This window comes from Rhodoferax sp. ZS1R8 (genome assembly GCF_056521325.1).
Window position 1 is genome coordinate 75,925 of the sequence record NZ_JBWMBA010000003.1, and the last position, 11,963, is coordinate 87,887.

Genomic DNA, 11,963 nt, shown 5'->3' on the forward strand with positions numbered 1-11,963 from the left:
ATTACGCACTCGCCGTCGTCAGCACCAGCCGCGCCGCCGTACCCGGCGCGCGGTTGATATATTCCACATGTGTTTGCAGCGACGACGCCATCATATGGATGATCTTGCTGCCCAGCCTCGTGCCCGCATGCGTGGCGTTCGGCGCAATCCCCACGCCATCATCCTCGACCGTCAGTTCGGCTTTGCCGTCCCCCAATCGCTTCAGCCGCACGCGCACCTCACCGGGCTTGTCGTCGGGATAAGCATATTTGAAGGCGTTGGTGACCAGTTCCTGCACGGCCACGCCCAGGCTGACGCTGGCGTCAGTGCTGAGCGAAATCGGCTCCAGATAGCATTTCAGGATGGCGGTATGGCCGTCCTTGTTCATCGCCGTTTCCATATTGCTCAGCATGGCGCCCAGATAATCGTTCAGCGCCACGTTTGTCACATCGCCTGATGTATAGAGGCTTTTATGGATCAGCGAGATTGCACTGATCCGCGATTGCGTTTCGAGCAGCGCATCCTTGGCCGCCGTATCGGTGACGGAACGCATTTGCATCCGCACCAGCACCGCCACCAGCTGCAGGCTGTTGGCCACGCGGTGATTGACCTCGGCCAGCAGGACTTCTGCGCGTTCCCGCGCCGCGGCCAGATCTGCCGTGCGGGTCTTCACACGTTCTTCCAGCGTCAGATTGATTGCCTGCACTTCGTCCCGCGCCAGTTTCAGATCCTGCCGGTTGCGGTAGACAGTAAAGAACACCACCAACACCACCAGGATGATGACCACGGCGGAGCCCGCCGATATCCAGCGCAGCAGTGATGCATTGCGTTGCTGTTCTGCGCTGTTGAGTGTGCTGTTTTCGTCTGCGATCAATACCGCGCCATATAGGAAGACATTGATTTCATCCATCAGCGTCTTGCCGCGATTGCGCTGGAGCAATGCCATGGCGTCGGCAGTGCGGCCGGCGCTTTTCAACGCAATGCTGTTGTCCATCTCGGCGATCTTTTCGCCCACCGCTTCCGACAACCTAGGCAGCATCGCCCGGTTGGGGGCATCGGGTGCAATCATCCGGCTCAGATCATCTAGCTCCTGCCGCGCCCGCGTCTTGGCCGTGTCATAGGGGGCCAGATAAATCTGGTTGCCGGTCAGAAGAAATCCGCGCTGGCTCGACTCCGCGGTGCGCAAATCATCGCGCAGCTCCACAGCGGCGATACGTATCGAGCGCTGAAATGCAGACTGCTCAAGCAGGCTGTTGCTGCGCTCCACCAGCCAGATGGTGGTGCCCACGATCACGATCAGCGCCAGAAAGCCGATCGTCAGGCCCGCGCCAACACCTAGTGCCAACCGACTGCGTCCAAACATCAATCAACTTTCATGGGGGCTGGTTGGAAAAACAGCGCGCGCTCATACGCTCTGTGTTCCGCACCGAAAAAGTGTTTATCACCAGGTGGGAAATATGTCGCTCATGATACCAACTTGTGTGATGCCCGACGCTTTGGGGAGCGCACAGGAGCGAGCGTGTGGGCGACCTGCTCTACCAACCCGACAGGGGTTCGATACGACTACGGCGATTTTGTCGCGCGGCTCAAGCCACCCTTCAACCTGGTTGCACGCAGGCTGGCCAGCTTCACCGACGCAGAGCTCGCAGCCCTGGCGACGTAGCAGCCCCCAACGCCGCTATCAATAACGTAGCTGCTTACGCTCTCTGCACGAGGGCTATCGGCATATTTGACCTATACTGATTTGCAACAACCGGGGTCAACTGGTGGGCACCACAACTGCCCGCAAAAACACGTTGGACAAAAAACAGACACCAAGCGCCAGAAGCAGTAGCATCGCAGGCAAGTCACCCGTCACAATCCATTGGCCATGAGCAAACCGCAACCCAGCGACCAACCGAAAAACGGCAGCCCCCTGGCGGTCGCGTTGTTTGTTTTCCTGCTGGCCGCGGCGGCCTGTGGACTGGTCTCCTGGAAGCTGGAGCAGCGCAGCCTGCAGGCAGAACGCTTGCGCATGGCTGCCTTGGCTGGCGACCATGCCCATGCGATACAGACAACGATGGAAAGAGCGCTGTCGGCGACCTATTCCATTGCAGCCATGGTGCGCCAAGGTAAGGGCAACGTGCCCGACTTTGAGGGTGTAGCCGCCGAAATGCTGCCTTGGTACCCCGGCGTGTCCATCTTGGGGCTGAGCCCCGGTGGCGTGATCCGGCGGGTTGCCCCGCTAAAGGGCAACGAGAAATCCATCGGCTTCAACCAGCTGACCGATCCCAAGCAGGGCCGAGAGTCCCGCATGGCGCGCGACACCGGCAAACTGACACTTGCGGGCCCACTGAAACTGGTACAGGGAGGCTTGGGAGTGGTAGGTCGCCTACCCATTTTTCTGGACGGCGCTGACGGCAAACCCGTATTCTGGGGTTTGACCTATGCCGTTATTCGCTTCCCCGAAGCCCTGACCAGTGTGCGGCTGGGCCATCTGACAGAGGCGGACATTGCCTATACGCTGTGGCGTACCGACCCCGACACTGGCCTGAAGGAAACCATTGTGGCGTCCGCAGTAGCCCCGCAGTTGCCGGTGGAGCGAAGCCTGGCGGTACCCAACGGAGAATGGACTCTCAGCGTGGCACCCGTTGGCGGCTGGGGCGACCCGGCCGGGCTGGCGCTCAAGGCCGTGATTAGCCTGGTTTTCAGTGCAATGCTGGCCTATGCCAGCAAGCTGCTGATGGAGCTCAAGGCCCACGAGCAGGACCGTGAGGAACTGATTGCACAACGCACAACGGAGATCGAAGCCTCGCAGAGCAACCTCAAGGCCACGCTGCAGGCAATACCCGACGTCATGTTGGAGATGGGCCTCGATGGCACTTACCACGACTACCACGCGCCGCGCTCCAACACATCGTTTCCGCCCGCCGAGTTTTTTTTGGGGCGCAAGGTTACCGATGTATTGCCACCCGAAGCTGCGCAGTCCGTCATGGATGCACTGCGCGAGGCCAACGAGCATGGCCATTCAGAAGGCAAGGAGTTCGCGCTGGAGACGGGCAAGGGTAACTTCTGGTTCGAGATTTCTCTGACACGCAAGCAGGGCACGGTCAACGGCGAGCCTCGGTTCATCGTGCTGTCGCGCAACGTGACACAGCGCAAAACCTCGGAGGAAGAGATCAACAAGCTGGCCTTCTATGACCCGCTGACCAACCTGCCCAACCGCCGTTTGATGGTGGACCGGCTGCGCCAGGCACTGGCCATCAGCGGGCGCAGCGGCAATATTGGCGCGCTGCAGTTCATAGACCTGGACAACTTCAAAACGCTGAACGACACGCAGGGCCACGACATGGGTGACCTGCTACTGCAACAAGTCGCCAAACGCCTGACTGCTTGCATGCGCCAGGGCGACACGGTAGCGCGGCTCGGCGGTGACGAGTTCGTCGTGATGATCGAAGAACTCAGCAACAACCGCGAAGAAGCGGCGGCCCAGGCAGAAATGATTGGCGAGAAAATTCTTTCCACGATCAGCGTGCCCTACAAGCTGGCCGGGCTGGACTACCAGATCACCCCCAGCATCGGTATCACACTGTACGCAGACCACCAGCAATCCACCGACGAGCTGTTGAAGCAGGCGGATCTGGCCATGTACCAGTCCAAGTCGGCAGGCCGCAACACGCTGCGCTTTTTTGACCCGGCGATGCAAGCGGTCATCACCACCCGGGTCAAGCTCGAGACTGATATCCGCCAGGGCATTCTGCAAGACCAATTTGTGCTGTATTACCAGCCGCAGATCGACCGCGATGGCCGCACCGTCGGGGCGGAGGTCTTGCTGCGTTGGCCGCACCCCGAGCGCGGGATTGTGCCACCCGTTGAATTTATTCCGCTGGCCGAGGATACGGGCCTGATCCTGCCGCTGGGCAACTGGGTGCTGGAGACCGCCTGCACCCAGTTGGCGCTGTGGGCCAAGGAAGAAGGCATGCAGCACTTGACGCTGGCCGTCAACGTCAGCGCCCGGCAGTTTCGCCAGCCGGACTTTGTCGAATACGTGCTGGACCTGATCAGTTACACCGGCGTGAACCCCAAGCGACTCAAACTGGAGCTGACCGAAAGTCTGTTGGTCAATGATATTGAAGAAACTACGCACAAGATGATCGCGCTCAAGGCGCGTGGCGTCGGTTTCTCGCTGGACGACTTCGGCACCGGCTACTCATCGCTGTCGTACCTGAAGCGGCTGCCATTGGATCAGCTGAAGATCGACCAATCGTTCGTGCGCGACCTGATGACCGACCCCAACGATGCTGCCATTGCGTTGGCCGTTATCACGCTGGGCCATGCGTTGGGCCTTACCGTTATTGCGGAGGGTGTGGAAACCCAAGCGCAACGGGCACAGCTGCACGCGCAAGGCTGCGACGCCTACCAAGGCTACCTGCTGGGGCGGCCGATGCCGTTGGCCGACTTTGAGAACAGCCTGCGCGCGGCTTTACTGTCTGCCACCTGAACGTGACGTCAGAGTTCACCTTTGCACACCAGTCTATACTGGACCACCGCCGCGCCGTATTTGGCTACGAACTATTCGACCGGTCTGGGCTGGCCCACGGGCACACCGCCGCCAGCGATGCCCAACTGCTGTTCAATGTGCTCAGTGCGGTGGGCGGCGATTCACCGCTGGGCAACAAAAACATTTTTATCAACTGTACGCACGACAGCCTGGCCGGCGGCCATCTGGACCTGATTGCACCGCAGCGTGTGGTGCTGGAAGTACCGCCCGTGGCCGTGGCAGATGCAGACCAGATCGCAACCCGTCTGCCGAATTTGCAGGACATCCAGCGCCGCGGCTTCCGCCTGGCGTTTGACTACACGGTGCTGACGCACTCGTATGCACCATGGCTTGCGCTGGCCTCGTTCATCAAGTTTGATCTGTCGGTCATACGCCCGCAGTCCATCGCGTCCTTCGTCAAACTGGCGCAGGCCAAGTCGGGTGCGCAATTGATCGCCGAGAAGGTGGAAACTCCTGCCCAACATGCGATGCTGACCGACCTGGGCGTGAAACTTTTCCAGGGCTTCTGGTTTGCCAAACCCACACTGGTGCAAGGCCAGTCCGTACGCCCGGCGCAGGCGACGATACTGCAGCTGATCAACCTGGTGCGCAAGCAAGCAAGCACCGCAGAAATCGAGGAAGTGCTCAAGCGCGACCCTACGCTTTCGTTCAACCTGCTGCGCTTCATCAACTCCGCCGGCTTCGGTATGCGCTCCGAGGTCATATCGTTCAAACACGCCGTCATGCTGCTAGGCCTGAACCGCTTGTTCAAGTGGGCAGCCCTGCTGCTAACCACCTCACACGGGGCCGACATGCCACCAGCGGTGGGCACGACGGCTGTGGCGCGGGGACGCTTGATGGAGTTGCTGGCTGCTGAGCTGTTGCCACCTGAAGAATGCGACAACGCGTTTGTGGTCGGCGTGTTTTCGCTGTTGGACACCATGCTGGGGATGACGATGGAAATGGCGCTGGCCACGGTGGCATTGCCAGAATCCGTCACGCAGGCACTGCTGACGCGAACAGGGCCGTTGGCTTCGTTTCTGGAGCTGACGCTGGCCTGTGAGACGGGGGACGATGCGGCGTTTGGGCGCAGTGCTACGGTGTTGGGGTTGACCGATGGACAGGTCAATTGGGCGCATGTGCAGTCGCTGGCTTGGGCGGAAACTATCGGGGTTTAGGTTTTTCTTTTTGGTGGTTCTACTTTCCATGCTTCCTCACACCACCCCCTATCCCCCCCGCCCCTTTCCACCCTCGCCAGGGCGGAAAGGGGAGCCAACAGCCATATTTGGCCTTGTTTCTGAAGGTGGGACGTACCCGCTCAATAGCCAACACCGTCACCGCAGGCCTCTCACACGTTGAACGTGCCACCTTTGAAGACGCGGCCAAATATGGCTGTTAAGGCTCCCTCTCTCGCCCGGCGGGGCGAGAGAGGGCGGGGGGAGAGAGGGGGGCAGTGAGGAAGCAAAAAAAGCCCAGTACCCCCCGTGTAACCTAACTTAAGCGCTACAAAACCTATAGCACCCACTACCCCCGCGGGTGGTGCATCGCATGCAGCGTCGCCAACCGCTCCCGCGCAATATGCGTATAAATCGTCGTCGTGGAAATATCCGCATGCCCCAACAACATCTGCACCGCCCGCAAATCCGCACCATGGTTCAACAGATGTGTTGCAAAGGCGTGCCGCAGCGTATGCGGTGACAAGGGCACGGTGATACCGGCAGCCGCGGCATGCTTCTTCACCACCATCCAGAACATCACACGCGACATGGCCGTGCCGGGGTTAATGCCGCGCACGGTGATGAACAAATCGTCAGTCTGCTTGCCGGCCAGCAATTCGGCGCGAGCCCCGCCGCTGATGTACTGGCGCAACCAGCTGCTGGCTACCTCGCCAAACGGCACCAGGCGTTCCTTGCTGCCTTTGCCGAACACGCGCAGCACGTTGTCATTCATGCTGACATTCAGCGTTTTGAGCGAGACGAGTTCACTGACGCGCAGGCCGCTGGCGTACATCAACTCCAGCATCGTGCGGTCACGCACGCCCAGTGCAACCGACGTGTCGGGTGCGGCGAGCAACGCCTCCACCTGGGCCTCGGTCAGGGTCTTGGGTACGCGCAAAGCTTGCTTGGCGGATTGCAACTTCAATGTGGGGTCGGCCTGCACCAGCCCCTCGCGCAAAGCCCAGTGGAAGTAGCGTTTGAATACCGTCAAGCGGCGATTGGCTGTGGTGGCTTTGGTAGCAGTGTGTTTATCGGAAAAATAAGCCTGCAGATCCAGCTCAGTGGTCTGCAGTAGTGCGCGGGACTGGCCGGTCAGCCAGGTTGCATACAGCGCCAGATCCCGGCGGTAGGCGGACAGCGTGTTGCGCGACAGTCCGTCCTCCAGCCACAGCGCGTCGATAAAGGCGTCGATCTCCGCCTGGCCAGGATCAGACGGGACCGTTTCCGTCATTCCAGACGCAGCTTGGCGGTGTCTACCACTTTCTTGTAGACCTCGTACTCGGCCTTGATCTGGGCCGCGAATTGTTCCGGGCTGTTGGCCACAACGATGGATCCCGTGTCTTCAATGCGCTTGCGCACGGCCGGGTCTTCGAGCACCTTGCGCACGGCAGCGTTGATCTTGTCCACCACTTCCTTCGGCAAGCCCTTGGGGCCGTAGATACCGTAGAAGGCCATACGGTTGGCAGGTTCCAAGCCCACTTCCTTGAACGTGGGCACATTCGGCAACTGCGCCAGCCGCTGGGGCGCCGCCACCACGATAGGCACCAGCTTGCCGGCTGAAACAAAAGGCATGGCCGATGGCATGTTGTCAAAAATCATCGGCACCTGGCCAGCTACGGTGTCATTGAGCGCCGGCCCAGCGCCGCGGTAAGGGATGTGGGTGATGAAAGTGCCGGTCAAGCTCTTGAACAGTTCGGTTTGCAGGTGGCCAATGCCCCCGGTGCCCGATGTGGCATAGGAATATTTACCTGGGTTGCCCTTGATTTCGGCCAGGAAGCTCTTGTAGTCTTTGGCCGGGAAGCCGGGGTGTACCGCAATCACGTTGGGCGTAGCCGCCACGTTGATGATGGGGGTGAAATCGGTCAGCGGGTTGTATGGGTTCTTGGGATTGATGGCCGGGTTGGCCGCCACCGTAGACACGGTTGCCACTCCCAGCGAATAGCCATCGGGTGTGGCCTTGGCCGTTTCGTTGGCGCCCACCACGCCGCCACCGCCAGCCTTGTTTTCGACAATCACGCTTTGGCCCAGAATTTTGCCCAGCGGGTCGGCAATGGTGCGGGCCACGATGTCCGTAGTGCCACCAGGTGCGAACGGCACCTGCAGTTTGATAACCTTGTTGGGGTAGCCCTGTGCCATCGCAGAACCTGCAGCAAGGGTAATGCCCAGGGTGGTTAAGCCCAGGGCGAATAGTTGGTGGGTTCGCATGCGGGTTGGTCTCCAGTAGTTGTAGTCTCAGTCACGCAGAGCAAATAGTAACCGGAGCCAGGCCGCGCGCAGAAGCCATATGCACCGGGCTGGTATTCTTGTCTGGTGAACTATGCCCAACTGCTCTTTCCCGATTTTTCGCTGATTCTGTGCGGCTACCTGGTATGCCGCTACACCGCGCTCAACCGCCCCGTGTGGGCACAGGTCGATGCGCTGGTTTACTTCTTTTTGTTCCCGGTGCTGCTGTTCCAGTCCATCGTCAAGAGCCCACTGGACGTGACAGCAGCGTCGCGGCTGATGGGCTCCGGCTGGGCGTTGGGCTTTTGTGGCATTGCGTTGGCCTACGCCCTACCCTACTTACCCCTAATCAAACGCTGGATAGACCGGCGCGACCATGCCTGCAGTGCCCAAGTGGCATTTCGTTTCAACTCCTTCATTGGATTGGCAATTGCAGACCGGCTCGCTGGTGCACAGGGGCTGCAGCTGTTTGCGGTGCTGATTGGCGTGTGCGTGCCCGTATTCAATGTCGGGGCCGTCTGGCCCATGGCCCGCCACGCGCAGCGTGGCTTTGTGCGAGAGCTGGTGCGCAACCCGCTGATTATTGCAACGGCCTCGGGGCTGGTAGCCAATCTGTTGGGCTTTACCATCCCGCCATGGCTGGAGCCCACCACAACACGCATTGGGGCAGCGTCACTGGCGTTGGGCCTGATGGCTGCCGGCGCAGGCATGCAATTCGGTGCGCTGGCCCGCGCCAAGACCTTGGCAGTCTCCGTGTTGTCGATCCGCCATCTGGTGCTGCCACTGGTGGCAGCAGGCATCACGCGCCTGTTTGGGCTCAGTGCGGCAGAGACTACAGTGCTGATGATTTTCTCGGCCCTGCCAACGGCTTCCAGCTGCTATGTTCTAGCGGCCCGCATGGGCTATGACGGCGCCTACGTAGCGGGGCTGGTCACGCTGTCGACGCTGCTGGGCATGCTGAGCCTGCCCCTGGCGCTGGGCGTGCTGCGTTAGCCGATCAGGGCGCAGCTGGGGGTGGCGTCTGCGTCTGCGGATTGGCTTGTGACAACGCCCAGGCAATGTGCTCGCGGACCAAGGGGTTGGGGTGATCGGCATGCATTTGCAAAAACGCCAACACGTCCGCACCCTGCGCCAACGCATTGCCCAAAGCTACTGCAATATTGCGCTGCCAGCGCTCATGCCCTATGCGGCGTATGGCGCTGCCCTCAGTGCGCTGCAGGAATTCGGTCTCAGTCCAACTGAACAGTTCTTGCAGGTGTTGCCCGCTCAAGCCATCACGTGGGTCAAAGTCCTTTAACGGGCTGCGCTGGGCAAACTTGTTCCACGGGCATACCAGTTGGCAGTCATCACAACCATAGATACGGTTGCCGATCAGCGCGCGAAACTCTTGCGGAATGGGCCCGGCATGCTCAATCGTCAGGTACGAGATGCAGCGCCGCGCATCCAGCGTGTGCGGCGAAAGAATGGCCTGTGTGGGGCAGGCAGTGATGCATGCGGAGCACGAGCCGCAATGCCCCTGCACCGGCTCGCTGGTAGGCAGCAGCACGTTCACATAAATTTCGCCCAGGAAGAACATCGAACCTGCCTCGCGGTTCAGCAGCAGCGTGTGCTTGCCGCGCCAGCCTTGGCCGCTGCGGGCGGCCAGCTCGGCCTCCAGCACCGGGGCGGAATCGGTAAAAGCGCGGTGGCCGAAGGGGCCTATCTCTGCGGCAATGCGTTCGCTCAATTTCTGCAGGCGGTTGCGCAAAACCTTGTGGTAATCGCGACCCCGCGCGTAGACAGACACGATGCCCTCACCGGGGCGCTGCAGGCGCTCCAACTCCACTGCCGTCCAATCCTCAGGCGTGTTGCGCGGCAGGTAGTCCATGCGCGCCGTGACAACGCAGAGCGTCCCCGGCACCAGCTCAGCCGGGCGCGCGCGCTTAAGGCCATGGCTGGCCATATAGGCCATGTCACCATGGAAACCACGCGCCAGCCACTGCACCAACCCGGCCTCGGCCGACGATAAATCGACAGGGGCCACGCCAATTTGGGAGAATCCCAATTCCCGGGCCCAGGCCTGCATTTGCGAAACCAGCTGGTTACCATCGAATTGAGTGCTATTGATCGTCACACCCCTATTGTAAAAACCCTGGAATGGCCCGATGAAGCGGCCACGCGGCGCTTTGCCGAGGGCCTGGCCGCCCTACCGGAAGCAGTGCATGCGTTCATCGCCTTGCACGGGGATCTGGGTGCGGGCAAGACCACATTTGTGCGCCACCTGTTGCACGCGCTTGGCGTTACCGGTCGCATCAAAAGCCCGACCTACGCGGTGGTGGAGCCGTACGAACTGCCCACACTGAACATCTGGCATTTCGACTTCTATCGCTTTGCAGACCCGCGCGAGTGGGAAGAAGCCGGCTTCCGGGATATCTTCGCCAGCCCCGGTCTGAAGCTGGCCGAATGGCCCGAGAAAGCCGGCGCCATGCTACCCTGCGCGGACATGGACATCACCATCGTGACCTCACCTGACGCCGCACGCCACGTGACCCTGCGCGCCAACACACCTACCGGTATTGCCCTGCTGCGCGCAAGCCTGCCCGAGGGACCGCAACCTTGATGCGGCGGCGCACCCTGCTGCAATCTGGCGGCAGCATTGTTTTGAGTCTGGGGCTGGCCGAGTTGGCCCATGGTGCCAATATCGTCACGGTTCGCGTGTGGCCGGCCCCTGAGTACACCCGGGTGACGATTGAATCCGACAGCGCGCTGGCCACCAAGCAGCAATTTGTGCCCAGCCCTCCGCGGCTTGCGGTGGATATCGAAGGCATCACGCTAAACCTCGCGCTGAAGGAACTGGTGGCCAAGGTGCGCGCTGATGATCCGAATATTGCGGGTATCCGCGTCGGGCAGTTCGCACCGAACGTGGTCCGCTTGGTTGTCGATTTGAAGCTACCGATACGCCCGCAGGTGTTTGCGCTGACACCGGTGGCGGCCTACCAGCACCGCCTGGTGCTGGACCTGTACCCGGCAAAGGAAGCGGACCCATTGGAGGCCCTGATCGCACAGCGCCTGCAAGAAGGCCCAGCCCCTGCAGGCAGTGCGCCTAAGCCAGCGCCCGCCCCTGCGCCCGCAGACCCGCTGGGCGAATTGATCAACCAGCACACGCAGAAACCATCGCCACAGCCCGGAAGTACGGTCGCCCAAAGTGCTACGAAATCAGGAGCACCTTACGCGCCATCCACGGGGGCTAGCGGCCCAAATGGCATAAGGCTTCCGGCCAAACCCGAGGTTCCGGCACCGGCAGCAACCGACCGCCTCATCGTCATTGCGCTGGACGCCGGCCATGGTGGTGAAGACCCTGGCGCTGTCGGCCCCGGTGGCACGCGTGAGAAAGACGTGGTGCTGCGGCTGGCACACCTGCTGCGGGACCGCATCAACGCCACCAGCGTCAACGGCAACGCCGCGCGCGCCTACCTGACACGCGATGCCGACTTCTTTGTGCCGCTGCAGGTGCGCGTACAAAAGGCCCGCCGCGTGCAGGCCGACCTGTTTGTCAGCCTGCATGCCGACGCCTTCTTCACGCCCGACCCACAAGGTGCCAGCGTGTTCGCGCTGAGCCAGGGCGGCGCGTCCAGCAGTGCGGCGCGCTGGATGGCCGCCAAGGAAAACAAGGCCGATTTGATCGGCGGCATCAACGTAGAAACCAAGGATGCCACCGTGCAGCGCGCCCTGCTGGACATGAGCACGACGGCACAGATCAACGACAGCCTGAAACTGGGCAGCAGCCTGCTCGGCGAAATAGGCCGCGTCGGCAAACTGCACAAGGCGAAAGTGGAGCAGGCTGGTTTTGCGGTACTGAAGGCACCCGACATTCCCAGCGTGCTGGTGGAGGCTGCCTTTATCAGCAACCCCACGGAAGAGGCCAAGCTCAACAGCGAGGAGTTTTTGAACCAGTTGGCCGATGCGCTGATGCGCGGTATTGAGCGCTACTTTTCGAAAAATCCGCCCTTGGCGCGCAACAGGGTGAGAAGTTAGCCCTCCTGGAT

Annotated in this window: 10 protein-coding genes; 6 read left to right on the top strand and 4 right to left on the bottom strand. The window is 61.0% G+C overall.

All coding sequences use genetic code 11. The features are described 5' to 3' along the window. Position 1: 1 nt before the first annotated feature. Complete coding sequence (locus AC097P_RS11255; protein ID WP_479610511.1) at positions 2-1,342, bottom strand: sensor histidine kinase; 1,341 nt, start codon at positions 1,340-1,342, stop codon at positions 2-4. Positions 1,343-1,498: 156 nt separating this feature from the next. Here AC097P_RS11255 and AC097P_RS11260 point away from each other — a divergent pair, with 156 nt between their 5' ends. The 3 genes from AC097P_RS11260 (at position 1,499) to AC097P_RS11270 (ending at position 5,676) form a co-directional block, all read left to right on the top strand. Beyond that, complete coding sequence (locus tag AC097P_RS11260) at positions 1,499-1,642, top strand: hypothetical protein (protein ID WP_479610512.1); 144 nt, start codon at positions 1,499-1,501, stop codon at positions 1,640-1,642. A gap of 207 nt (positions 1,643-1,849) precedes the next feature. After that, on the top strand, positions 1,850-4,459 hold the full coding sequence (locus tag AC097P_RS11265; protein ID WP_479610513.1) for a bifunctional diguanylate cyclase/phosphodiesterase: 2,610 nt from the start codon (positions 1,850-1,852) through the stop codon (positions 4,457-4,459). Positions 4,460-4,461: 2 nt separating this feature from the next. Then, positions 4,462-5,676: an EAL and HDOD domain-containing protein gene (locus AC097P_RS11270; RefSeq protein ID WP_479610514.1), complete on the top strand. Its 1,215-nt coding sequence runs from the start codon at positions 4,462-4,464 to the stop codon at positions 5,674-5,676. Positions 5,677-6,022: 346 nt separating this feature from the next. Here the strand turns inward: AC097P_RS11270 and xerD are convergent, their stop codons facing one another. Beyond that, complete coding sequence (gene xerD / locus AC097P_RS11275; protein ID WP_479610515.1) at positions 6,023-6,946, bottom strand: site-specific tyrosine recombinase XerD; 924 nt, start codon at positions 6,944-6,946, stop codon at positions 6,023-6,025. Beyond that, on the bottom strand, positions 6,943-7,920 hold the full coding sequence (locus tag AC097P_RS11280; protein WP_479610516.1) for a tripartite tricarboxylate transporter substrate binding protein BugE: 978 nt from the start codon (positions 7,918-7,920) through the stop codon (positions 6,943-6,945). The genes xerD and AC097P_RS11280 overlap by 4 nt, the downstream gene beginning before the upstream one ends. Before the next feature lie 105 nt (positions 7,921-8,025). Here AC097P_RS11280 and AC097P_RS11285 point away from each other — a divergent pair, with 105 nt between their 5' ends. After that, positions 8,026-8,931, top strand: coding sequence for an AEC family transporter (locus tag AC097P_RS11285; protein WP_479610517.1), 906 nt, complete (start codon positions 8,026-8,028; stop codon positions 8,929-8,931). A 4-nt stretch (positions 8,932-8,935) separates the two neighbouring features. Here AC097P_RS11285 and queG read toward each other — a convergent pair whose 3' ends face one another. Beyond that, positions 8,936-10,003, bottom strand: coding sequence for a tRNA epoxyqueuosine(34) reductase QueG (gene queG / locus AC097P_RS11290; protein WP_479611060.1), 1,068 nt, complete (start codon positions 10,001-10,003; stop codon positions 8,936-8,938). Between the two features lie 27 nt (positions 10,004-10,030). Between queG and tsaE the strand changes: the two genes are divergently transcribed. Both tsaE and AC097P_RS11300 read left to right on the top strand, forming a co-directional pair. Further along, positions 10,031-10,537 (top strand): tRNA (adenosine(37)-N6)-threonylcarbamoyltransferase complex ATPase subunit type 1 TsaE, encoded by a 507-nt coding sequence (gene tsaE / locus AC097P_RS11295; RefSeq protein WP_479610518.1) that lies wholly within the window; start codon positions 10,031-10,033, stop codon positions 10,535-10,537. After that, positions 10,537-11,952: an N-acetylmuramoyl-L-alanine amidase gene (locus AC097P_RS11300; RefSeq protein ID WP_479610519.1), complete on the top strand. Its 1,416-nt coding sequence runs from the start codon at positions 10,537-10,539 to the stop codon at positions 11,950-11,952. Before tsaE ends, AC097P_RS11300 begins: the two co-directional genes overlap by 1 nt. Positions 11,953-11,963: the final 11 nt, after the last annotated feature.

Bases quoted from the DNA above. Each gene is read 5' to 3' on its own strand.
- AC097P_RS11255 (WP_479610511.1), bottom strand. From the start codon at position 1,342: ATGTTTGGACGCAGTCGGTTGGCACTAGGTGTTGGCGCGGGCCTGACG.
- AC097P_RS11265 (WP_479610513.1), top strand. From the start codon at position 1,850: ATGAGCAAACCGCAACCCAGCGACCAACCGAAAAACGGCAGCCCCCTG.
- xerD (WP_479610515.1), bottom strand. From the start codon at position 6,946: ATGACGGAAACGGTCCCGTCTGATCCTGGCCAGGCGGAGATCGACGCC.
- AC097P_RS11280 (WP_479610516.1), bottom strand. From the start codon at position 7,920: ATGCGAACCCACCAACTATTCGCCCTGGGCTTAACCACCCTGGGCATT.
- queG (WP_479611060.1), bottom strand. From the start codon at position 10,003: ATGCAGGCCTGGGCCCGGGAATTGGGATTCTCCCAAATTGGCGTGGCC.
- AC097P_RS11300 (WP_479610519.1), top strand. From the start codon at position 10,537: ATGCGGCGGCGCACCCTGCTGCAATCTGGCGGCAGCATTGTTTTGAGT.